Below are 23,498 nucleotides of genomic sequence, written 5' to 3' on the forward strand. Positions count from 1 at the left end.
ACAATTCCTTCGGATAAATAACGTGCAATCGCTGCAATCAACAGCTATGCTTATTACGATTCAGTGTTAAGATCATGAGTTGCTTTCATCTTGTGCGGGAACCGGAATGGTTGTTTCCGTTGCATGCGAAAGATGGAGTTGAACACGCAGACATCGTTCAGGATGCACTTGGCACTTCAAGTTGCTTGAAGTGCGGCCAATATAAAAAGATAGAAATAGTTAGGCAAATGGTTAGTTACGTCAATTATAAAAATTCACCTATAAAATATACCGGACAAATTCGCATTTATGATGAAGAAGCTTTTGTCGGAATGCGCAAAATCGGTCGTATTGCTGCCGAATGTCTTGATGCACTCGTCGATATAATCAAGCCTGGCATAACGACTCAGGAAATTGACGATTTTGTTTTTGCCTTCGGTGCCGACCGCGACGCATTACCAGCAGACTTGAACTATCGCGGCTACAGCAAATCCTGCTGCACGTCGATCAATCATGTCGTTTGCCATGGTATTCCGGACAATAAACAGCTTCATGAAGGTGATATTGTCAATGTCGATGTTACATTTATCAAAGACGGTTGGCACGGCGACACCAGCCGGATGTATCCTGTCGGGGCATTGAAAAGAGCATCCGAACGCTTGCTTGAGGTTACACACGAATCACTCATGCGCGGTATTGCTGCGGTTAAACCCGGAGCAACGGTTGGTGATATTGGCGCTGCCATCCAACGCTATGCTGAATCCGAACGTTGTTCTGTTGTCCGCGATTTTTGCGGTCATGGTGTAGGGCTTATATTTCATGACGCGCCGAATATTCTTCACTACGGAAATCCCGGTGAAGGACCGGAACTACGTGAAGGAATGATGTTCACAATCGAACCGATGATAAACTTGGGAAAATCGGGTGTGAAAATCCTCAATGACGGTTGGACTGCTGTGACACGTGACCGGTCTCTATCAGCTCAATACGAACACACAATGGCCGTTACAAAAGATGGTTGCGAAATTTTTACTCTTTCGCGGAATAATACTTTTTACGTACCCGTAACCAAGGCATAAACCGGTGTTCCTGTTATGGCTAAAACTCCCGACAAAAATATATTTGCCGAAAACATGATAGATATGTTGCTATCAGGAGTTACGCCAGACAAACAAAAATCGCCAAAAGAAAACGCCAATAACGAAAATAAAGGCCATCGGGAAAGACTTCGGGAACGTTATTTTGAAACAAACGGCGTGGGATTTCCCGATTACGAATATCTTGAATTATTATTGTTCCGGTCAATTCCGAGGGCTGATACAAAGCCCTTGGCAAAAGCCTTGCTTAACCGCTTTGGCAGTCTTGCCGATGTACTCGGTGCCGACATCAATCTTCTGCAAGAAGTTCCCGGATGTGGTCGGGCTGTTGCGCGTGATCTTAAAATTCTTTCAGGCATAAGTGAGCGGGTAAACCGCGCGGAATTGAGAAAACGCGATATATTTTCGTCCTGGGACAAAGTGCTTGCTTATTGCAAGGCAGCTTTGGCACATGAGACACGCGAACAGTTCAGGGTTCTATTCCTCGATAAGAAAAATGGATTGATAGCTGATGAAATCCAGCAAATAGGTACGGTCGATCATACACCTGTTTATCCGCGCGAGGTTGTCAAGCGGGCTTTGCAACTATCAGCGTCTGCGCTTATTCTTGTTCACAACCATCCCTCTGGTGATCCTTCCCCTTCACGCGAGGATATTTCAATGACGCATATGGTTAAGGATGTGGCGAATGCTTTGGGCATAACCGTCCACGATCATATTATTATCGCCCGCAATGGTTATACAAGCTTTCGGGCACAAAAATTGCTCTAAAAAAATCCGATAAATTAAATCTCCAACGAATAAAAAATCCGGCAAACAAGAAATCCGATAAAACGGAAAAAGCCGCAATCATCGGCGGCCTTTCAAACTCAAAAACAAAGTTCCGATTTCAATGGTTGCGACTATTCGTCGAGGTCAATATCAAGAATGGCCATCGAGAAATTATACGACAATTCCCCTTCGTCTTCATCGCGATAAATGACACCGAGAAATTCATCATCAAGATAAACTTCGCATGAATCATCCTTGCGCGGTCTCGGCTTCACTTGCAGTGATGGATTTTGAAATTTGCGCTTAAAGTAGCCATCAAGTTTCTTGATTTCGTCAGGCTTCACAGCGTTCTCCTAAAATTGCTCCGGTTAAACAAGAATGCCAGATAAGGCACAGCCAAACGTCTGTAAAGATATTGGCCTTCAATTTTATTCATTAATTGCTTTCAATTTTAATCGTTAATCAATTGATCCATGTTTAATCGTTAATCAATTGATCCATGCTTAACGCCGGCTCACGATCCTCTATCTTTCCGACAACTTTTGCAGGGACACCGGCAACAGTACTATAGGCCTCGACCGGCTTAAGAACAACAGAACATGAAGCGATCTTTGCACAATCCCCTATTGTGATATTGCCAAGCACTTTCGCACCCGCCCCGATCAGTACGCCGTGACCGACTTTCGGATGGCGATCACCCGATTCTTTACCGGTTCCACCCAAGGTAACATCCTGTAATATCGAAACATTATCGCCGACCACTGCTGTTTCTCCAACGACGAGACCCGTTGCGTGGTCAAGAAAAATACCGCGCCCGATACGTGCTGCGGGGTGAATATCTGTCTGGAATACGCATGATGAGCGCCCCTGCAGGAATAATGCGAGGTCTTTTCTGCCTGTTTCCCATAAAGTATGGGCAAAACGGTGTGCTTCGATTGACAGAAAACCTTTGAGATAAAGTACCGGTTCCATAAACCGGTTACACGCCGGATCGCGGTGGAATACCGCTGAAATATCGGATGAAACAATCTCTTCCAGATGATCTATTTTGTCGATCTGTTCGACAAATATCTCGTAAAGATTTTCTTCATTCAACTCACGTGTCCATAGCCGTGCGGCAATGCGCCCTGCTATCATTTCCGACAGGTTTTTATGGTTTAGAATTGCGCTTTGAAACAATTGCACAAGAGCCGGATCCTGCTCGATAGCAGCTCTTGCTTCCTGTTTGATGGTCTCGAATAGCACGAGCGGGTCGATAGCTTCGCCCTTTTGCTTACAACAAGGCAATATAGTCCCTCTTTTCTATTTCAGGCAATGCTGTTTGCCTTCCTGTCTTTCTTCATCAGGCAATCGGATGTTTTGCCAGAAAGTTGATAACACCTTTTTTATACACCGGATCACCAACCGCCAACATATGATCGCGATTGGGGATATTGAGTGCCTCTCCGTGCGGCAATAGTGCAACGAGCGGCTCGGCTTCACCGGATATTTCGTCAAGCGTACCCACTGCTACCAAAACCGGTTGTTTTATCGAATGGACTTCGGCTGCTGTCAATTCCTGTTTTGACGTAATAACACATGCTGCAAGTGCCTTGCGGTCGCTTTTTGTTCGGTCGGCAAATGTCCGGAACATCAAGCCGCGCTTATTGGTAATTTTTGCGACATCTTCTGCAAGCAGTGCTTCAGCGACAGGTTCCCAGTTTCCGGCGCCCGTTACCATACCGATACCAAGCCCGCCAAATATGCCACTATTAACATAATCCGGATAGAGCATTGCCATGTAGGCTGTGATTCTCGCCCCCATGGAATAGCCCATCACCTGCGCTTTTTTAATCCCCAGATGGTCGAGAAGTGCAGCCGCATCGCCAGCCATTGCCTGAGGCGTATAGACTGCCGGATCATGACTTTTATCCGAAAAACCATGGCCGCGATTATCAATGGCAATCACCCGGTAACCGGCATCATTCAAGACACGAAACCAGCCTGGTGCATACCAATTCACATAGGAAGAAGATGCAAAACCGTGGATCAGCAAGATCGGGTCACCCGTACCTTCTTCCCGATAGGCGAGTTTGAACCCGTCATGATTGAAATATTGAACGTCCTCTGCACTCATTTCTAATTCACTTTGCATCCACCACGTTAATCTACTTTACATGCACCGCATATTGCAGGATGAAATACCCTATCGCCAATTTTGATCCTGTTTTTTTGAACTTCACCTGCATTCACTTCGATTGTAAACTTGGCAAACACATGTGACGACACAATTTTTGTTGAGTAAGGTATCGTATTTTCGGTAATGGATACGATCACACCTTTATCGTCAAGAAATATCATGTCGAGTGGCAACGGCGTGTTAGCCATCCACATTGTTACAATTTGTTTCTCCGGAAAAACAAACAACATGGCGCGATCGGACGGTAAATCCGTTCTGTACATCAAGCCTGCTTCATTTTGTTCGGGCGTTTTGGCAACCTCGACATCATAAGATACTTTTCCGGTTGCTGTGATGATAACCAATTGCGTAGCATCGACCGGTAGTCGCATCGGTTCTTCACAATAAGCACGGCCCACCATGGCCGACATCAGAAATAACAGTCCGGCAAACAAAGCTTTCATGACAAAGTTTTCCTTAACAAAGGCCGGGATTTCCTTAACAAAGCCGGAGCCGATAAAAACCGGACGTGTCCGGCAATTATTCATCAATTATTCATCAATATCGGAAACAAAGATTTTAATGGGTGGGAAAAGGTACTGCAATATCAGGGTGGATTTCCGCTGCCATCAAGCCCTTTTCACCCCGCCCGTAGCGAACAAGCACAACCTGCCCCGGACGCAATTCTGCCAGACCGAAACGACGCAAAGTTTCCATATGGATAAAAATGTCTTCTGTTCCTTCACCGCGGGTGAGGAAGCCGAACCCTTTTTCACGGTTGAACCATTTGACAATTGCCCGTTCCAAGCCGCTTTCCGGTGTGACGACAACATGTGTACGAGCCGGCAGTTCCGAAGGATGGACGGCGGTCGAAAGGTCAATCGACTTCACTTGAATGCATTGTAATCCACGTTCACCTTTTTTGACCATGCAAACAATCCGCGCTCCTTCGAGTGCGGTGTGAAAGCCGTCGCGCCTCATCACTGTCACATGGAGAAGGATATCCGGAACACCGGCAATATCCGGCACGATGAAACCATATCCCTTGCTTACATCGAACCATTTGATGGTGCCGCTAATCTCGACAACATCTGTTGCTGCTGTTTCAGAACTATCTTGAGACGGAAGGAATCCTTCCAACATTTCATCGCTCGCCATAATTCCTACAGTCCTGTCAATACCAATTAATCACGAATGATTCTCTTGAACCCCAGTAAATATTGCTCACTCATTGTGACGCAAGCCCCGACAACAAGATTTCCCCAAATTGTGGACGTTCAACGACGATAAATCATTTTTTTGTTTTTTCACCGACAATTTTAAAGCCGATCGCCATATTCACATCCCGTACAAAAGACGTTAGATTTTTAAAAACCTGATAAAACAAGAAAGCGAGAAAAAATGCGATATTTGCACACTATGGTTCGTGTTAAAGACCTTGAACAGTCACTCAACTTCTATTGTAGCGTATTCGGCCTCAAGGAAACACGCCGCATAGAGAATGAAAAAGGCCGTTTTACCCTCATTTATCTCGCAGCTCCTGAAGATATTAAAGCCGCACAATCCGTCCATTCGCCGGAACTCGAATTGACGTATAATTGGGACAAAGAAGACTATACCGGCGGACGCAATTTTGGTCACTTGGCCTATGAGGTTGATAATATTTATGAAACTTGCAAAAATTTGGCCGCAAAAGGCATCGTTATCAATCGTCCACCGCGTGACGGTCATATGGCCTTTATAAAGTCGCCTGACGGTATTTCTATCGAACTCTTGCAAAAAGGTGAAAAACTAAGCCCCGAAGAGCCTTGGGTTTCAATGGAAAATACTGGAACATGGTGACAAATGACTTTGAACCATGAACAATAAATCTAATTTCGGGTATGGAACTTGTGCTGTCAGCCGGTTCATATTATGAAGTTTTATTACAATATTTTATTAAAACAAAAAAGAGGGATCGATTACTATGGCTTTCAAGCAATTGATTGCAGCAGCAATTGCTGCCACAGCACTGAATTTCAGTGCATTCGCCGAAGACCCCATTAAAATCGGGGTATTCCTTCCGCTAACAGGGCAAAACGCTTTCGGTGGGCAATTGGAGCTTGAAGGCGTTCAACTTGCCAACAAAATCAAACCCGAAGTTCTCGGACACAAGGTCGAGCTGGTCGTCGTCGATAACAAATCGGATAAAGTCGAAGCTGCAAATGCTGTCATGCGACTCACTGCTTCCGACAAAGTCAACGGGATTATCGGTACTTACGGTTCATCGCTGGCGCTCGCCGGCGGCGAAGTTTCGGAACCGGCAAAAACACCTGCAATCGCAACTTCGGCAACCAATCCTTTGGTGACCCAAGGCAAAAAATACTATTTTCGCGCATGTTTTATCGACCCCTATCAGGGAGCCGGAGCTGCAACATATGCATTCAACACGCTTCACGCAAAAAAAGCAGCGATTTTGAAAGATGTTTCAAACGACTATGCAATCGGCCTTGCCAATTTTTTCGATAGCTCGTTCAAAAAACTTGGCGGCGAAGTCGTAGCAAACCTCAATTATAATTCGGGAGATCAGGATTTTTCCGCCGCACTCACCCAGATTATCGCTGAACAACCGGACGTTCTTTTTATTCCTGCCTATTTTGCAGAAGGTGCCATCATTCTGAAGCAGGCACGTGAACTTGGTGCAACATTCCGTATTATGGGCGGCGACGCAATGGATAATCCGGAAACCGTTACAATCGGTGGAAGTGCTTCCGAAGGTTTTCTGCATACCACTTTTCCCTATGACGCAAGTATGCCGAATATGCCGAAAGCTGCGGCCCAATTTACACAAGAATGGAAAGCAACTTATCCTAACAAAGAACCGAACGTGAATGCGGTTCTCGGCTACACTGCCTATATGATGTTTATGCAAGCAATTGAAAAAGCCGGAAGCGGTGACCGTGAGGCGATCACAGCAGAACTTGCAAAACTGAAAGATTTCGAGACGCCATTCGGTGCGATGACTATGGACAATAATCATAATCCTGAAATTCCGATCGGTGTTATCGAGATCAAGAATGGAAAGCGTGAATATCTCGGTGAAGTTAAACCCGCTTTATAAGGGGATAAACACAATTAAATGATTGATCCGGTCGAATAAAACTCGACCGGATGAATTTACGTTGTATATGTGCTTCTCGACGAAACCGGTTGCAATATCAGGAAGGCTAAAACATGACTACAGAAATGTTCATTCAACATTTCTTTAATGCTTTGGCGCTAGGGGCACTTTATGGATTGATAGCCATTGGGTACACAATGGTTTACGGCATCTTGCGGCTTATCAATTTCGCCCATGGCGATATTTTTATGTTGGGTGCGTATTTTGTTTTTTTCTCGACAATCAGTTTCATGCCTGCATGGGCGGCTGTGTTGCTCGTTATTCTGGCAATTCTGGTTTATTATTCGGTCTTCATCGGCTTTAAAACACGCATAAAGCCCTATTGGGCAGCGCTCTTTATCATTCTTGTTCTGGCTCTTGCCTATTATGCTTTTTTAAGTCCGCGCGATTTTACGCCGGTCTGGTTACTTGCCGTTTGTTTTGCGGTATTCGTTACCAGTGCCGGCGGCATTGCAGTTGACCGTATAGCCTATCGGCCGTTGCGGGATGCACCACGTATTTCTGCACTTATAAGTGCAATCGGCATGTCATTTCTTATAGAAAATCTCGCAACTGTATTGTTCACAGGCGTGCCAAAAAGCGTCAAACAGCCCGAATTGCTTGTCACACCTATTCAATGGCATTTTGGTGAAGGTGCTCAAGGGATTATTCGTATTGTGCCAATGGCGCTCATCGTGCCCATTGTTTCACTATTGCTCGTTGTTCTTCTGTTATGGATTATCAACAAAACAAAACCCGGTCTTGCCATGCGCGCAATTTCACGCGACATCGAAACCACGCGCTTAATGGGCGTTTCTGTGGACAAGATCATTGCTTTCACATTCGGTTTGGGATCGGCTCTGGCTGCAATCGCCGGTATTATGTGGGCGTTACGTTACCCGCAGATTAACCCTTATATGGGAGTAATACCGGGACTTAAGGCGTTTATTGCAGCCGTCATCGGAGGTATCGGTTCGGTTGAAGGGGCAATGCTTGGCGGCCTACTTCTGGGCTTCATAGAAATCATGATTATTGCATTTTTCCCGTCGCTGTCAGGGTATCGTGATGCATTTGCTTTTATCATGCTCATCATGATTCTGCTTGTTATGCCAACGGGACTCATGGGCAAGAAAAGTGAGGAAAAAATCTGATGTCGAAATCCTCGCAAATCATTCTATCCCTGATTTCTATTCTATGCCTCGTAGCGTTTCTGTTTTATGCCCAGAACCACTTTGATGCTTATACGGTGCGCATTCTAAATCTTATCGCAATCAATGCCATTCTGGCGGTATCGCTCAATCTTATTTATGGCTTTACAGGAATGTTTTCTTTGGGCCATGCGGGTTTCATGGCCATAGGAGCCTATGTTTGCGCCATATTACTGCTTTCACCCGAACAAAAGCAGATGATGTGGATTTTACAGCCGATGTTTGAACCCTTGCAACATTTGCAGGTTCCATTTTTCTTTGCGGTTGTTTTGGGGGGTATTTGCGCGGCACTCCTAGGCCTTGTCATTGCCCTTCCTGTTTTGCGGCTTGGCGGAGATTATCTCGGCATTGCAACGCTTGGATTTGCCGAGATTATACGCGTCGTCATTACCAATGCTACACCTATTACAAATGGTTCGCTCGGCATTAAAGGAATACCGCAATATGCCAATTTGTGGTGGAACTATGGTTGGCTTGCCTTTACTGTCGTCTTTATTGTGCTGCTTCTAAAAAGCAATACAGGAAATGCACTTTGCGCCATTCGCGATGACGAGATTGCAGCTAAAACTATGGGCGTCAACACCTTTTTCTACCGTACATTGTCATTCACAATCGGCGCTTTTTTTGCCGGTGTCGGCGGCGCACTGACGGCAGCACTCATTTCGACAATCGATCCTAAAATGTTCAACTTCCTTTTGACGTTCAATATTTTGATGATTGTCGTTGCCGGTGGTCTTGGTTCGATTACCGGAAGCATTATTGGTAGTGTTATCATCACTGTTATGTTGGAATGGTTACGTATCGTCGAGCAGCCAATCGATTTCGGTTTCATTCATATTCCCGGAATTCCGGGACTGAGAATGGTTATTTTTTCGATATTGCTTATGGGCATAATCCTGTTTTGGAGAAGCGGTTTGCTTGGAACACGTGAATTTTCCTGGAACGGTATTTACCATTTTTTCAAGAAAGGTTCTGAAGCCAAGAGCGGAGACCGGTCATGAGCGACACAATATTGAAACTCGACCATGTCACAATGCGCTTTGGCGGATTGACTGCTGTCAATGACATCAATATCGCTATTGAACGGGGCACAATCGCCGGTCTCATTGGTCCCAACGGTGCCGGTAAAACAACTGTTTTCAACATGATTTCCGGATTTTATACTCCGACAAGCGGTACAATATCTTTTGACGGCAAAAAAGTATCGGGTCTACACCCCAATATTGTTTGCAAACGCCACATCGCCCGTACCTTTCAAAACATTCGCTTGTTTACAGGATTGAGCGTTTTACAAAATGTCATGGTTGGCGCACATGTGCGTCAAAAAAGTCCGTGGTTTGCGAGTGCCCTTTTCATCCCCTCAGCGGTAAGGGAAGAAAAGAAAATTCGTGAACAAGCTCTTGAACTTCTGGATCGTGTGCACCTTGCAGATCTCGCAGATCAGCCGGCAACGGCACTCCCCTACGGCGCTCAACGCCGCCTTGAAATTGCCCGCGCTTTGGCAACCGAACCGGAATTACTGCTTCTTGATGAACCGGCAGCCGGCATGAACCCTCAGGAAAGTGAGGAACTGCGCCTATTCATTTCACGGATACGGGAAGAATTCGGACTGACTATTCTGCTTATCGAACATGATATGCGGGTCGTTATGGGATTATGTAACCATATCTGGGTACTGGAATATGGTGCACTGATTGCAAACGGCACACCTGAAGACATTCGTAACAATCCAAAAGTCATCGAAGCCTATCTTGGCGGAGAAATTCATGAACATTCTTGAGATTAATGACCTTCGAGTCAATTATGGTGCAATCAAAGCCGTCCAAGGCTTGTCCATGTCGATCAAAGAAGGCTCGATTGTTACACTTATCGGCGCAAATGGTGCAGGAAAAAGCAGTACGGTTCGCTCTATCGCGGGTTTGAATAAATCGGTAACCGGCGAGATTCTTTATAAAAGTGAAAATATCCTCGGAAAGCAGCCTGAAGAAATTCTGAAAAAAGGAATTGCGTTAAGCCCTGAGGGGCGTCGTATCATGCCGCATCTGACCGTTTTGGAGAACCTCGAACTCGGTGCTTATATTCGCAACGATAAAGAAGGGATCAAGCGGGATATTGAATGGATTTTCGATCTTTTTCCAAGGCTTAGAGAACGGTCGAAACAATTGGGTGGCACGATGTCGGGTGGCGAGCAGCAAATGCTCGCAGTCGGACGGGCGCTTATGAGTAATCCCGAACTCGTTATGCTTGATGAACCATCTCTGGGATTGGCTCCAATTCTTGTTCAGGAGATTTTTTCAATTATCCGGAAAATAAACGAAATGGGCAAAACAGTTCTGCTTATCGAACAAAATGCGTTCGCAGCGTTATCAATTGCCAATTATGCCTATATTCTGGAAGTCGGTAAGATTATTCTCGAAGGAGAAGGCAAGGCAATGCTCAAAGACCCACGTGTCAAAGCAGCCTATCTCGGCGGATAATAAACCTTTCCATTCATCGGGTGAATTTCGCAATCATTCAATAGACGGACTAATTTTCCGGGTTTTCTAAGACATTCCAATCGGCTTTTTATCCTTACCCATTTGCATTATCCTGTCGGGAAAAATATTGAATTTCGTATATTTTTACTGTGTATGGATAGCTGAATTTAAGGCGCGGCGCGTTTGGAGCGGTTAAAAAACATTGAGAAAACTTCAAAGTTCAACGAAAGCGATGAGTCTACATTACTTCCTTTTTTAACCTGCTTCCTTGATAACCTCAAAATTGTTCACAGTTCCCGATAAGAGCAAGCGCAAAACATTTATGTTGTAATTTAACTTTTTATCGTATTTTATTGTAATTATTGAATATTATATAAATTTTTAATTCTTTATCGCCACACCCCCCGCCGCCATTTGCAATGTCGAATACCATTCAACCTTCAAATGCCTAATTGACGATTTCATTCTGTTATTGCGTTTTTCTTAAATAAAAAAACACGGCAAAAATTTTGCCGTGTCGAATAGATTTTAGAGTTTGGCCATTGCCAAAAAATGGCGTTAAACCCTTACCACCATTTTTGCGGAGAAAACTTGCCTGCCGCCTGCTCGATAATATTGGCGGTCTGGAACAATTGTTCCTCGCCGAATGGCTTGCCAATGAGCTGCAAGCCTAGCGGTAAACCATTCTTTGATAAACCGGCTGGTAATGAAATTCCGGGGAGACCCGCCATATTCACTGTAACGGTGAAAATATCATTGAGATACATGGCTACAGGATCGTTTTTCAATTTTTTGTCGGCAATTCCGAACGCGGCAGTTGGTGTCGCCGGAGTTAAAATGGCGTCAACACCTGCTTCAAAGCACTTGTCAAAATCCTGTTTGATAAGTGTGCGAACCTTTTGAGCCTTAAGATAATAGGCATCGTAATAACCGGCCGACAACACATAAGTGCCAATGAGAATACGCCGTTTGACTTCGTGCCCGAAACCTTCCGAACGTGTATTCTCGTACATTTCGATAATGTCTTTGCCTGGAACTCTAAGGCCGTAACGCACACCGTCATAACGTGCAAGGTTCGACGAAGCTTCGGCAGGCGCAACAATATAATAGGCAGGCAATGCATATTTCGTGTGAGGGAGAGAAATATTGACGATTTCAGCTCCAGCTTCTTTCAACCAATCAATGCCTTTTTGCCAAAGCGCCATTATTTCTTCCGACATACCATCAACACGATATTCCTTTGGAATACCAATTTTCATGCCCTTAACCGATTTGCCGATAGATGCTTCATAATCGGGAACAGGCATGTCGGCGGAAGTTGAATCTTTCTCGTCGAAGGAAGCCATGGATTTTAATAAAATAGCGCAATCACGTACGTCGCGGCCAATTGGACCGGCCTGATCGAGCGAAGAGGCAAAAGCGATGATTCCCCAGCGCGAACAACGTCCATAGGTGGGCTTAATTCCGACAGTGCCGGTAAATGCAGCAGGTTGACGAATAGAACCGCCTGTATCGGTGGCAGTTGCACCAGCGCACAAATGGGCAGCAACAGCGGCAGCCGACCCGCCCGAAGAGCCACCGGGCACCAATTTTTCATCCGAACCCTCAGCACGCCACGGATTGATGACGGGACCATAGTAAGATGTTTCATTGGACGAACCCATAGCAAATTCGTCCATATTCAGTTTTCCGAGCATAACTGCACCGTCAGCCCAGAGATTGCTTGTTACAGTCGACTCGTATTTCGGTTTGAAGTTATCAAGGATGTGAGAACACGCCTGGGTGTGGATATCATAAGTTGCATAAAGGTCTTTCACGCCGAGTGGAATACCTTCAAGTGCGCCCGCTTTCTTTTGCGAAATTCGTTCATCAGACGCTTTTGCCATTTTTCGCGCATGGTCTGCCGTCACGGCAACATAGGCGTTAATAGCAGGATTGGCTGCTTCAATGGCATGAATATATGCGTCAGTTAGTTCTGTTGCCTTGAAGTCACCCTTTTTGAGCGCGTCACGAGCCTCGGCAATTGTCAGCTTCGTCAAATCGGTCATATCATGCCTCAAAATAAATATTCAAATTGCTATTCGATCACTTTTGGAACGAGGAAGAAATTGTCTTCACTCAAAGGGGCGTTGGCCACAATGTCGGCCGCTTTGTTACCATCATTGACAACATCTTCACGTGTACGCAAAGACATCGGAATAACAGATGTGAGCGGCTCTATATTGTCTACATTGACTTCATCGAGCTGTTCGACAAATCCTAAAATAGCGTTCAGCTCGTTTGCCATACGCTCCGCCTCGTCGTCTTTCACAGCAATGCGCGAAAGACGGGCAACACGTTTGACCGTTTTGATATCTACAGACATTAAACAAATCCCGTATGAAAGATATTTTCCTTGATGAAGCTATACAGGCCGAAGCACACAAGAGCAAGAAAAGACGTTCAGAAATTGAGCGTTTCACCGACTTTTGGCAATGCAACGGTCGTTTTTGTTCCGGTCATACCTTTTACAAAACGCTCCGGCGTTTGGTCGAGAACAGGGAAAGTACCCCAGTGACAAGGTATCACTGTTTTGAAATGGAAATAGCGCTGACATGCAAGAGCTGCAACTGCACCACCCATCGTGAAAAAGTCGCCAATAGGTACAATGCCAATTTCCGGTTCATGTAACTCGTTAATGAGCTGCATATCGGAAAAAATATCTGTGTCGCCCATATGATAGAGCGTCGGCGCATTGTTGAAATGGAAGACCAATCCGTTCGGATTGCCAAGACATTGCGACATGCCGTTATCGGTGAGCATGGCAGATGAATGGATGGCGTTGACAAAGGTGATGCTATAGCCGTCATGCGTCTGTGTACCACCGGCATTACCGGGCACAACATTTTTCACGCCTTGTGACTGAAGCCAGGCGGCAAGATCGGCATTTGCAGTCACCGGAACATTTTTTTCTTTCGCGATAGCAATCGTATCTCCGACATGATCGCTATGACCATGAGTAAGTGCAATATGCGTAACACCTTCGACTGCTTTTTTTATATCGAGGTCTTTTGCTGCAGGATTGCCGGTCAAAAAAGGATCTATCAGAATAACCGCTTTTCCGACTTCAATGCGAAAGGCTGCATGACCGAGCCATATTATTTTCATGCCACTATCCTTGTTTTTCATTGGAAGTTCGACGTTTTACCTTATATTGAACGCAAAATTCAAAAATGCCAAGTACCTGCTTGTTCAAACGGGATATTCGATAAAGGCCTCTATCAATGCCGGTTATAGATATTACTGAAATTCCTGCTCTCGGTTTGGCAGATAAAAATATTATTGGTCTTGATTTGGGAACAAAAACAATAGGTATTGCAATTTCCGACCTTGGGTGGCGTTTCGCCACCCCTCGCCCTGTATTGAAGAGAAAAAAGTTCTCTATTGATGCCGAACAGCTCGTAAAAATATTTTCAGAAGAAAATATCGGCGTTGCAATTATTGGCCTGCCCAAAAATATGGACGGCACAAGCGGCCCGCGCGTTCAGGCCACACGCGCTTTTGTCCATAATATGAACAGTTTTACGGAAATTCCTTTTGTATTCTGGGACGAACGGCTGTCGACAGTGGCCGCAGAACGAGGACTTCTCGAAATGGATGTCTCGCGCGCAAAACGTGCCGACAGAATTGATTCTGCGGCGGCCGCTTTTATTTTGCAAGGTGCGCTCGACCGGCTGAACCGACTGGCTCAAACGGCCGGATAAAGTGTATCCAATATATGTCCCGCATGATGACGTGCGCTCAACATACCGTAAGAAGAACGCCACTGCCCGCCGAGTCGGCTTTCAATATAAGCAGCAGTTATATGGGGCATGTCGGCTTGCTGGAGGGCTGCGGCAGCACCCGCATAAGCCATTTGTTCAATAAAAAGTCGACCGGCACCGATGTCATTAGCAGCGACCCTTGCCGCCGCATTGAGTATTTCAACTGTCTTCGGACCGGCCGGGCCAATGTCTCGTCCAATCTGGTCAAGTAACCCCTGAAAAAGACCGGGCGCCCTTTCGCCTAAACGAATCGTGTCGACGACAATATCATTGCCGCCATTGCCCTTCATGGTACGCATCGGGGCGTCGACAAGCATTCTACCCATGCGGCTATCGAACATATATGCCTGAGCACCCATTTGAGAAATAATTTCCCCGATAACCGGAGCCACCAGCTCGTTAATATGGATTGCTATAATCGGCGTCATAATACGGGCAAATGCCGCCTCCCCGCGATTGGTTGCGGCACTATCGAATGCACGTGCAAGCCGCATAACGAGACATTGGGAAGCCACAACATCAAGTGCAAGATCAGCAAAAATACGCTCGGTCAAAGGTGACAAAACCTGACGCGGATTGAAGCGTCTGAAGAAATTCACACCCGTTTGAAGTGCTGCGCGCAAGACACCCGCAGAAATCACCGCCTGATCGAAACGCGTCATCGTTTCAACATCTCTGATGACTTTATCACCTTCGCCGATTTTGCCGATCAACCAGCCGAGACTGTCGCGAAAAGAAACCTGCCCTTCTGCTGACGAACATTCGCCAGCGCGATGGACGAGAAAATCCACCGAAATATTTCCGTTCAATGCGCCATTGTCGAGAAAGCGGGAAACGAAGAAGCAACATTTTTGCCCGCCTACCTCGGCGGTTACAAAATAACCGTCAGCCATCGGGTTGAGTACCGACTGTTTAACGGCATCAATCCGGTAGAGATCTCTTCCGTTTGCGGAATCAAATGAAATGCGCGTTGCTGCCGAAACCTGCGTTGCATTTTGCAGACTATTTCTTACCTCGTCGCAGGCAAATGTAAGGCTTGCCGATTTTTTTGTAGAGATCGGACGAGAAGAATAATCGTGCTGGCGTGACAATAGAACATTTTGCCATTTGCCGAACAGATCGGCTTCGCCAATAAGAGCCGAAATGCCGGCACTCGTAGACGTAATCTCGTTCAAATGACCGGTTTCAAGACCCGACATGAGAAAAAGCCGGATGGCGCGCGATTGATAACGGACGCCATTTTCGGCCGGCCCCTTTTCCCACAATGAAGAACAAAGACCAGCCTGACGGGAACGCCGCAACAATGCATGATAGGCCGGATGGGTTTCCAATTGTTGCAGACCATCGCCCCATTCGTTCTCACGTCTGAGAATTGGCCGGTGAATATTGGCAAGTCTAGCAAGATCCTGCGCTTCCCTGCTTGCCACAAATGCACCTATTTCCTCGAAACCGGCAAGGAGAGGCGTTGGCAAAAGAGACGAAAAACGGAACAGAACCGCATCATCTAAAAAAGCATTTTTTCGCATGATATTCCGATTGGCTACAGTGTTCACAATTTATTCCCGATTCCGTCAAAAATTCTTTGTTGCGGTGAAATTAAGTTATTGGTGCGGTTAAAACAGACATTGCATAAAAAGCAACCCTTGTTGTAGTGTCACTCAGTTTCTTTAGGAAATTTCTGTGATGATTCAAACAACTTCTTTCCCTATCTTCCCACACCGCCATCTCTTGGGCATTAAAGGCCTGAGTGCACATGATCTGACAACATTAATCGACCGCGCAGATGCGAATGTCGCAATATCGCGCCAGATTGACAAGAAAAAAACGTCTATGCGCGGACGAACACAAATAAATTTATTTTTTGAAAATTCCACGCGCACACAATCATCATTTGAACTTGCCGGAAAACGGCTTGGCGCAGATGTCATGAATATGGCGGTAAGCCATTCATCTGTCAAAAAAGGCGAAACTCTTATAGATACGGCAATGACATTGAATGCAATGCATCCCGATATTCTGGTCGTTCGTCACAAATCGGGCGGTGCAGCCGCACTTCTTGCCCAAAAAGTTAGCTGTGCCGTCGTCAATGCGGGTGATGGTGCACACGAACACCCCACACAAGCCCTTCTTGATGCACTGACTATCCGGCGTGCGAAAGGCAGAATTGACGGTCTAACGGTTGCTATTTGCGGCGACATATTGCATTCACGCGTTGCACGTTCCAACATTTTAAGCCTGAATGCTTTGGGCGCACGGGTACGGGCGGTCGCACCAACGACACTTCTTCCCTTTGATATTGGCAATATGAGTGTTGAAGTTTTCACAACGATGCAAGAAGGTTTGAAAGATGCAGACGTTATTATGATGCTCCGTCTGCAACGCGAACGCATGTCAGGCGCGTTTATTCCTTCCGTAAGGGAGTATTTCCATTTCTTCGGACTGGATAAACAGAAACTCGCACTTGCAAATAAAGATTGCATTGTTATGCACCCCGGACCGATCAATCGTGGTGTCGAAATCGCTTCCGATATTGCGGATGGCCCGCAGAGTGTAATCCATACACAGGTCGAAATGGGGGTGGCCGTCAGAATGGCTGTTATTGAAGCATTACTGGATCCACGTCGCAGCGAAGGAGAAATCCAATGAAGAGATCTCTGGTTTATAAAAACGCCCGCATCGTCGATCCTTCATGCAACAAGGATGAAATAGGCACGCTTATTGTCGTCGATGGCGTCATCAAGGCATGTGGTGAAAATGCACAAAATCAGGGAGCGCCGGAGGGCGCCGAGGTTTTTGATGCACAAGGAAAAGCAATTCTTCCCGGACTTGTCGATGCGCGCGTTTATGTCGGTGAACCCGGCAATGAACACCGCGAGACCATTCGTTCGGCGAGTCGGTCTGCCGCTGCTGGCGGTGTCACCTCTTTTGTGATGATGCCGGATACCCATCCGGTTATTGATGATGTCGCATTGGTTGAATTTGTCAAACAGACCGCACGTGAAAATGCATCGGTTCATGTCTATCCTTCAGCGGCGATTACCAAACAACTTGAAGGACAGGAAATGACCGAATTCGGTCTGCTGAAAGAGTCTGGCGCAATAGCTTTTACCGACGGTCATAAAACAGTTGAAAATTCTCTGGTTCTCCGGCGTGCTATGACTTATGCGCATGACTTTGACGCGCTGATTATCCACGAAACCCAGGATAAATGGCTAACCGGTGCCGGAGTGATGAATGAGGGGTTGCTTTCAAGCTGGCTAGGCCTTGCAGGTATTCCCAAAGAGGCGGAAGTCATCCCTCTCGAACGCGATTTGCGTTTGGCCGCCTTGACGGGTTGCCGTTATCATGCTGCCGAACTTTCCACCGGAATGTCTGCTGAAGCTATCCGCCGTGCCAAACAAAATCTGGATAATGTAACGGCAGGTGTTTCAATTAATAATCTCACTTTGAATGAAAACGATATTGGCGAATACCGTACGTTCTTCCGGCTCTCGCCTCCGCTCAGATCGGAAGAGGATCGCCTCGCCATGATTGAAGCGGTTCGCGATGGAACAATCGACATCATTGTATCCAGTCACGATCCGCAAGGAGCGGATACAAAACGTTTGCCTTTTGAAGATGCAGAAGCCGGTGCCGTCGGTATGGAAACATTGCTGGCAGCAGCCTTGCGCCTTTATCACGACCAATCGCTTCCTCTCGGCAAAATTGCAGCTCTCCTTTCCACCAATCCGGCAAAAGCCCTTCAAATTGACGCGGGAACCTTGCAGTCAGGAAAAATGGCCGATTTTATTCTGGTCGATCTCGATGAACCATGGGTTTTAACCCTTGATATGCTCCATTCGCGATCCAAGAATACGCCTTTCGAGAATGCACGTTTTCAGGGACATGTATTGAAAACCTATGTCGCCGGTAAATGCGTATATGACTATCAGAACTGACAGGTCGAACGGCAAATCTTGAAAAGGGTAACTCTATGGCCGATATTGCTTTATCTCCGAAAATGGTTTCCTGGCTGACGCTTTTGATTTGTTATCTTATCGGCTCGATACCTTTCGGACTATTATTTACCCGGCTTGCCGGCCTTGGGGATGTGCGCAAAATAGGATCGGGTAATATCGGTGCAACAAATGTTTTGCGAACCGGCAATAAAAAGATCGCACTGTTAACACTGCTATGCGACATGTTTAAAGGAACATTGGCGGTTTATATTGCTTTTCTGCTGTCGGCTTTGGACTATAACAATATTGTCATTGTCACTCTGGGCGGATTTGCGGCATTCATCGGCCATCTCTATCCGGTTTGGCTGAAATTCAAAGGTGGCAAAGGCGTTGCCACCTATCTCGGCGTTTGTCTCGGATTTTATCCTCCCGCCGCATTGGTATTCATATGTGTCTGGCTATTGACAGCGTTCGTCACGCGTTATTCTTCATTATCGGCACTTTTTGCAGTTATTCTGGTGCCGATTTTCATTTGGCTTTTCATGGACAGGCCTTCGCAAAATCTTTTTGCAATTGTACTTTCCTTCATGAGTGTCATTGTCATTTTAAAACATCACGCCAATATAAGACGTTTATTGACAGGAAACGAAAGTAAAATCGGCTCAAAAAAATAAATAGCGGGAACTTGCAATCCAATGGAAAAACGTAAAGGGATTACTCTGAGCGATGCCCAGCGTCTTAGCTGGTTGCAATTGATACGAAGTGAAAATGTCGGAGCAGTCACCTTTATCAATCTGATCGAACATTTCGGTTCTGCGTCAAATGCTCTCGCTGCACTTCCTGAATTGAGTATAAAGGGGGGCAAAGGCAAGCCTATCCGGATTGCAAGCAGAAAGGATGCCGAACAGGAACTCGAACGAGCCGAAAAAATAGGCGTACGCTTTGTTGGTGTGGGCGAGCCGGATTACCCGCCTTATTTGCGTGCAGCCGAAACGCCGCCACCACTCGTTGCGATAAAGGGAAATTGCGATTGCTTTTTTTCTCCTTCTGTCGGCGTAGTGGGGTCGCGCAATGCATCGGCGACAGGAAAAAAGCTGACAACGCTCTTTTGCCAGAAATTGGGAGAAACGGGATTTAAAATCATTTCAGGATTGGCGCGCGGAGTAGATACAGCAGCCCATATTTCAAGTCTTGAAACCGGTACAATCGCCGTTATGGCCGGCGGTATCGATCATATATATCCACCTGAAAATAACGCGCTTTACGAAAAAATATTGGAAAAAGGTGGCGCCATTATCAGTGAAATGCCAATCGGCGCCCTACCGCGTGCACAGGATTTTCCTCGCCGTAACCGAATCATTGCAGGGTTATCATTGGGAGTTCTGGTTTGTGAAGCAGCGATTCGCTCCGGTTCGCTCATAACGGCGCGCATGGCTGCGGAAATGGGGCGTATCGTGTTTGCAATACCCGGCTCCCCTCTTGATCCCAGAGCGCAAGGCACCAATAATATTATCAAGGAGGGCGCACTTCTCGTTACCCGCCCTGAAGACATTGCCGAAACGCTTCTGCCACTTACAACGTCGAACGAAAACCAAACTTCGCTTTTTGCCCCCGTAGACAGTATTGAGGAAACCGATCAAACAAAAATTGATAACACCGAAGCTCGCGATATTGACGCAAATGACAGAGAACGCGATGCAATAATAGACGCACTTTCAACAACCCCCATAGACATAGAAACTCTGAGCAATTCCTCAGGTGTGCCGATTGATAAAATCTATCTGATACTCGTCGAACTGGATCTGGCCGGAAAGCTCGTCCGCCATAGCGGTGGACTTGTTTCTCTCGCTTTTAACGATTTTCCTCGTTAGAATCATTGTTCAAGATGTTTTGCCCCTCTTTGGCGGCCAATTCCAGAAGATAAGCCAGAAAGGGCGAATTGGCTTTCATCGCCATTATTGTCATTTGTCTGGACATATCGGTAATATATCCGATAATTTTCGTGCTGTCTGACGGCATCCCTCTCTCCTTATATAAATCCTCCCGTTTCTTATATAAATGGAGTAGACAATAAACGTTCAGGATCAAACAGGATTTAGCAACAATGGTTAGTTAGCTTAGCGATAATAACGTGTATTTTTATTGTGTGCAATCATTAGTTGCATACAGGTTTTTTTTTCATTTAGCCTTGACCAATGGTGTTCAGCCGTTCAATTGAGGAACAGGAAAAATCATCGGTTGAGGGAAACGGATATTATTATGGATGTTGTCGTCGTAGAATCACCGGCAAAAGCTAAAACGATCAATAAATATCTAGGGCCCGATTACAAAGTTCTGGCATCATTCGGGCATGTACGCGATCTTCCTGCAAAAGACGGATCGGTATTGCCGGACGAAGATTTTGCAATGAAATGGGATACCAGCCCGACCGGTGCCAAAAGACTTGCCGAAATATCCAAGGCACTAAAGGATGCCGACGGTCTTATTCTCGCAACCGACCCTGACCGTGAAGGTGAAGCCATCTCGTGGCATGTACTTGACGTTTTGCAGCATAAAAAACTGTTAAAAGGTAAACCTGTCAAACGGGTGGTTTTTAATGCGATTACCAAACACGCGGTGCTGGAAGCAATGGCTCATCCGCGTTCGATTGATATTCCGCTCGTTGATGCTTATTTGGCGCGACGGGCTCTCGACTATCTTGTAGGATTTACTCTTTCTCCGGTACTCTGGCGTAAACTACCCGGTGCCCGTTCTGCCGGTCGTGTCCAATCGGTGGCTTTGCGTCTTGTTTGTGACCGCGAGTCGGAAATTGAACGTTTCCAACGTGAAGATTATTGGTCGATAGAAGCAAAGCTTGCTACCAAAGCTGACGACAGCTTTCTGGCAAAACTCGTTGCATTCAATCAGAAAAAACTTGGTAAACTTGATATAAAAAGTTTTGAACAGGCAGAAAACATCCGTAAAATGTTGGACGGTGCCGATTTCAGAACAATAAGTGTCGAAGCAAAACCGACAAAACGCAATCCTGTCCCGCCATTTACCACATCGACGCTACAACAGGCAGCATCCTCCAAACTCGGTTTTTCTGCCTCACGTACAATGCAAGTTGCCCAAAAGCTCTATGAAGGTATTGATATAGGAGGCGAGACAACCGGTCTCATTACTTATATGCGTACCGATGGCGTTCAAATTGCGCCTGAAGCAATCGAAGCTGCAAGAAAAGCAATTCACGGGATGTTCGGCGCAAATTATGTGCCTGACAAACCACGTTTCTATTCAACAAAAGCTAAAAATGCCCAGGAAGCCCACGAAGCCATTCGCCCCACCGACTTCATGCGCAAACCCGATGACGTAAAAAAATATCTCGATAGCGACCAGTTCAAACTTTACGAACTCGTTTGGAAACGGGCTATTTCCAGTCAAATGAAGCCGGCCGATATTGAACGCACAACTGTAGAAATTGAAGCGATAAAAGGTTCCGATCATGCAAATCTGAGAGCCGTCGGTTCGGTAATCACATTTGACGGTTTTATTGCTGCCTATTCCGATCAAAAAGATGACGACACGACGGAGAGTGAAGATTCCATAAGGCTGCCAAAGATGGAAGCCGATGAGAAATTGAAAAAGCTTGGTATTGAGGCTCTCAAACACACGACCGAGCCACCTGCCCGCTATTCGGAAGCAACACTCATCAAAAAGCTTGAAGAACTCGGAATTGGTCGTCCTTCCACTTATGCATCAACACTCGCTACACTTCGCGACCGCGATTATGTGACAATTGAAAAACGCAAGCTCATACCGCAGGCAAAAGGGCGTATTGTCACCGCTTTTCTTGAAAATTTCTTCAACCGTTATGTAGAATACGACTTTACCGCCGATCTCGAAGAAAAGCTTGATCTTATTTCGGATGGAAAACTGTCCTGGAAACAGGTATTGCGGGAATTCTGGGATGCCTTCAACGCTTCGGTAGCCGACATCAAGGAATTGCGCGTGAGCAATGTTCTTGATGTGTTGAATGACGCGCTGGCTCCGCTTGCATTTCCACCTCGCGAAGACGGTAGCGATCCACGTTCCTGCCCGCTTTGTCATGAAGGCCGGCTATCCCTCAAACTTGGTCGTTATGGTGCGTTCGTCGGCTGTTCCAACTATCCCGAATGTAAATATACAAGACAATTGGGAAGCGAAGACGTGGGCGATGGCGAAGCACAGCAGGCAGACGGGCCGACAATACTCGGAAAAAATCCCGAAAATGGTGAAGATGTCGTTCTCAAAATCGGGCGTTTCGGTCCTTATGTGGAATGTAAACATAGTGAAGAACTGAAGCGTGCAGGCCTTCCTAAAAGTTGGTCACCGAACGAGATGAACCTTGAAAAGGCGCTGGCACTTTTGGCCTTGCCGCGTGAAGTCGGGTTACATCCGGAAACCGGCAAGCCGATTACGGCTTCCATCGGTAGATATGGGCCTTATGTCTCGCACGATGGTCAATATGCCAATCTCGAAACACCTGAAGAGGTGTTCGACATCGGCATCAATAGAGCCGTAACCGTTCTTGCAGAAAAACAGGCGCGTGGCAGCTCGCGCCGCAGTGCAACACCGAAAGCTATTGCAACTCTTGGACAGCATCCGGAAGGGGGCGATGTTACGGTGCGTGACGGCCGTTATGGGCCTTATGTTAACTGGGGCAAGATCAACGCAACTTTGCCAAAGGGGCAGGATCCCGCATCCGTCACGCTGGAAGAAGCTTTGGAGCTGATTTCAAAAAAAGCCGACGCTCCCAAAAAAGGCCGCAAAGCAGCGGTAAAGAAAACCGCAACAAAAACCGCGACAGCCAAAAAAACTGTTGCAAAAAAAACGGCAACAAAAAAAGCCGCAACCAAAAAATCGACTTCCAAAAAAGCCGATTAACCCGTTAAACGGGATGGAAAATG

At 46.2% G+C, this 23,498-nt stretch carries 24 protein-coding genes; 14 read left to right on the forward strand and 10 right to left on the reverse strand.

Features of this window, described 5'->3' with window-relative positions:
• The first annotated feature begins 227 nt into the window (after positions 1-227).
• Together map and radC are read left to right on the forward strand one after the other, a co-directional pair.
• Positions 228-1,058, forward strand: a complete 831-nt coding sequence (gene map / locus H3S94_RS07650) for a type I methionyl aminopeptidase (protein ID WP_077994547.1) — start codon at positions 228-230, stop codon at positions 1,056-1,058.
• A gap of 15 nt (positions 1,059-1,073) precedes the next feature.
• Positions 1,074-1,847 carry a DNA repair protein RadC gene (radC, locus tag H3S94_RS07655; RefSeq protein ID WP_198240701.1) on the forward strand — a complete coding sequence of 258 codons (774 nt, stop codon included), beginning with the start codon at positions 1,074-1,076 and terminating at the stop codon, positions 1,845-1,847.
• Between the two features lie 131 nt (positions 1,848-1,978).
• Here radC and H3S94_RS07660 read toward each other — a convergent pair whose 3' ends face one another.
• The 5 genes from H3S94_RS07660 to H3S94_RS07680 form a co-directional block, all read right to left on the reverse strand.
• Positions 1,979-2,191, reverse strand: a complete 213-nt coding sequence (locus H3S94_RS07660; protein ID WP_077992331.1) for a DUF3126 family protein — start codon at positions 2,189-2,191, stop codon at positions 1,979-1,981.
• Positions 2,192-2,324: 133 nt separating this feature from the next.
• Positions 2,325-3,134, reverse strand: coding sequence for a serine O-acetyltransferase (cysE, locus tag H3S94_RS07665; protein ID WP_198240702.1), 810 nt, complete (start codon positions 3,132-3,134; stop codon positions 2,325-2,327).
• A 55-nt stretch (positions 3,135-3,189) separates the two neighbouring features.
• Positions 3,190-3,963: an alpha/beta fold hydrolase gene (locus H3S94_RS07670; RefSeq protein WP_077994553.1), complete on the reverse strand. Its 774-nt coding sequence runs from the start codon at positions 3,961-3,963 to the stop codon at positions 3,190-3,192.
• A gap of 26 nt (positions 3,964-3,989) precedes the next feature.
• Positions 3,990-4,469, reverse strand: a complete 480-nt coding sequence (locus H3S94_RS07675; protein WP_198240703.1) for a DUF192 domain-containing protein — start codon at positions 4,467-4,469, stop codon at positions 3,990-3,992.
• A gap of 115 nt (positions 4,470-4,584) precedes the next feature.
• Positions 4,585-5,163 carry a cold-shock protein gene (locus tag H3S94_RS07680; protein WP_198231167.1) on the reverse strand — a complete coding sequence of 193 codons (579 nt, stop codon included), beginning with the start codon at positions 5,161-5,163 and terminating at the stop codon, positions 4,585-4,587.
• Positions 5,164-5,406: 243 nt separating this feature from the next.
• On the opposite strand from H3S94_RS07680, the gene H3S94_RS07685 reads away from it, so the two are divergent.
• From H3S94_RS07685 to H3S94_RS07710, 6 genes are all read left to right on the forward strand, one after another.
• The gene (locus tag H3S94_RS07685) at positions 5,407-5,847 is read left to right on the forward strand and encodes a VOC family protein (RefSeq protein ID WP_198240704.1); all 441 of its coding nucleotides are present in this window, start codon (positions 5,407-5,409) and stop codon (positions 5,845-5,847) included.
• A 124-nt stretch (positions 5,848-5,971) separates the two neighbouring features.
• Positions 5,972-7,105 carry an ABC transporter substrate-binding protein gene (locus H3S94_RS07690; protein WP_077992337.1) on the forward strand — a complete coding sequence of 378 codons (1,134 nt, stop codon included), beginning with the start codon at positions 5,972-5,974 and terminating at the stop codon, positions 7,103-7,105.
• Between the two features lie 113 nt (positions 7,106-7,218).
• Positions 7,219-8,295, forward strand: coding sequence for a branched-chain amino acid ABC transporter permease (locus tag H3S94_RS07695; protein ID WP_198240705.1), 1,077 nt, complete (start codon positions 7,219-7,221; stop codon positions 8,293-8,295).
• Positions 8,295-9,353, forward strand: coding sequence for a branched-chain amino acid ABC transporter permease (locus tag H3S94_RS07700; RefSeq protein WP_198231169.1), 1,059 nt, complete (start codon positions 8,295-8,297; stop codon positions 9,351-9,353). Before H3S94_RS07695 ends, H3S94_RS07700 begins: the two co-directional genes overlap by 1 nt.
• Positions 9,350-10,132: an ABC transporter ATP-binding protein gene (locus H3S94_RS07705; RefSeq protein WP_077992342.1), complete on the forward strand. Its 783-nt coding sequence runs from the start codon at positions 9,350-9,352 to the stop codon at positions 10,130-10,132. Before H3S94_RS07700 ends, H3S94_RS07705 begins: the two co-directional genes overlap by 4 nt.
• Positions 10,119-10,829 (forward strand): ABC transporter ATP-binding protein, encoded by a 711-nt coding sequence (locus H3S94_RS07710; RefSeq protein WP_198240706.1) that lies wholly within the window; start codon positions 10,119-10,121, stop codon positions 10,827-10,829. The genes H3S94_RS07705 and H3S94_RS07710 overlap by 14 nt, the downstream gene beginning before the upstream one ends.
• Before the next feature lie 566 nt (positions 10,830-11,395).
• Here H3S94_RS07710 and gatA read toward each other — a convergent pair.
• From gatA to H3S94_RS07725, 3 genes are all read right to left on the reverse strand, one after another.
• Positions 11,396-12,877 (reverse strand): Asp-tRNA(Asn)/Glu-tRNA(Gln) amidotransferase subunit GatA, encoded by a 1,482-nt coding sequence (gene gatA, locus H3S94_RS07715; RefSeq protein WP_198231171.1) that lies wholly within the window; start codon positions 12,875-12,877, stop codon positions 11,396-11,398.
• A gap of 29 nt (positions 12,878-12,906) precedes the next feature.
• Positions 12,907-13,194, reverse strand: a complete 288-nt coding sequence (gene gatC / locus H3S94_RS07720; protein WP_077992347.1) for an Asp-tRNA(Asn)/Glu-tRNA(Gln) amidotransferase subunit GatC — start codon at positions 13,192-13,194, stop codon at positions 12,907-12,909.
• A gap of 77 nt (positions 13,195-13,271) precedes the next feature.
• Positions 13,272-13,976 (reverse strand): metal-dependent hydrolase, encoded by a 705-nt coding sequence (locus tag H3S94_RS07725; protein WP_198240707.1) that lies wholly within the window; start codon positions 13,974-13,976, stop codon positions 13,272-13,274.
• Positions 13,977-14,092: 116 nt separating this feature from the next.
• Between H3S94_RS07725 and ruvX the strand changes: the two genes are divergently transcribed.
• On the forward strand, positions 14,093-14,572 hold the full coding sequence (ruvX, locus tag H3S94_RS07730) for a Holliday junction resolvase RuvX (protein ID WP_198240708.1): 480 nt from the start codon (positions 14,093-14,095) through the stop codon (positions 14,570-14,572).
• On the opposite strand, the gene H3S94_RS07735 is transcribed toward ruvX, so the two are convergent.
• Positions 14,557-16,185, reverse strand: a complete 1,629-nt coding sequence (locus H3S94_RS07735; protein ID WP_077992351.1) for an acyl-CoA dehydrogenase family protein — start codon at positions 16,183-16,185, stop codon at positions 14,557-14,559. The two genes, ruvX and H3S94_RS07735, sit on opposite strands and share 16 nt — an antisense overlap.
• Positions 16,186-16,315: 130 nt before the next feature.
• On the opposite strand from H3S94_RS07735, the gene H3S94_RS07740 reads away from it, so the two are divergent.
• Genes H3S94_RS07740 through dprA form a run of 4 tightly spaced genes read left to right on the forward strand, consistent with a single transcriptional unit; the run spans position 16,316 to position 20,441 of the window.
• Positions 16,316-17,278: an aspartate carbamoyltransferase catalytic subunit gene (locus tag H3S94_RS07740; protein WP_077992352.1), complete on the forward strand. Its 963-nt coding sequence runs from the start codon at positions 16,316-16,318 to the stop codon at positions 17,276-17,278.
• Positions 17,275-18,570, forward strand: a complete 1,296-nt coding sequence (locus tag H3S94_RS07745) for a dihydroorotase (RefSeq protein ID WP_198240709.1) — start codon at positions 17,275-17,277, stop codon at positions 18,568-18,570. Before H3S94_RS07740 ends, H3S94_RS07745 begins: the two co-directional genes overlap by 4 nt.
• A 35-nt stretch (positions 18,571-18,605) precedes the next feature.
• Complete coding sequence (gene plsY / locus H3S94_RS07750; RefSeq protein ID WP_077992356.1) at positions 18,606-19,244, forward strand: glycerol-3-phosphate 1-O-acyltransferase PlsY; 639 nt, start codon at positions 18,606-18,608, stop codon at positions 19,242-19,244.
• Positions 19,245-19,265: 21 nt separating this feature from the next.
• Positions 19,266-20,441, forward strand: coding sequence for a DNA-processing protein DprA (gene dprA / locus H3S94_RS07755; protein WP_198240710.1), 1,176 nt, complete (start codon positions 19,266-19,268; stop codon positions 20,439-20,441).
• On the opposite strand, the gene H3S94_RS07760 is transcribed toward dprA, so the two are convergent.
• On the reverse strand, positions 20,422-20,589 hold the full coding sequence (locus tag H3S94_RS07760) for a hypothetical protein (RefSeq protein ID WP_188318004.1): 168 nt from the start codon (positions 20,587-20,589) through the stop codon (positions 20,422-20,424). The genes dprA and H3S94_RS07760 overlap by 20 nt on opposite strands.
• Positions 20,590-20,829: 240 nt before the next feature.
• Between H3S94_RS07760 and topA the strand changes: the two genes are divergently transcribed.
• On the forward strand, positions 20,830-23,475 hold the full coding sequence (topA, locus tag H3S94_RS07765) for a type I DNA topoisomerase (protein ID WP_198240711.1): 2,646 nt from the start codon (positions 20,830-20,832) through the stop codon (positions 23,473-23,475).
• Positions 23,476-23,498 lie beyond the last annotated feature (23 nt).

The organism is Bartonella sp. B10834G3, assembly GCF_016102505.1.
GTDB lineage: Bacteria > Pseudomonadota > Alphaproteobacteria > Rhizobiales > Rhizobiaceae > Bartonella > Bartonella choladocola.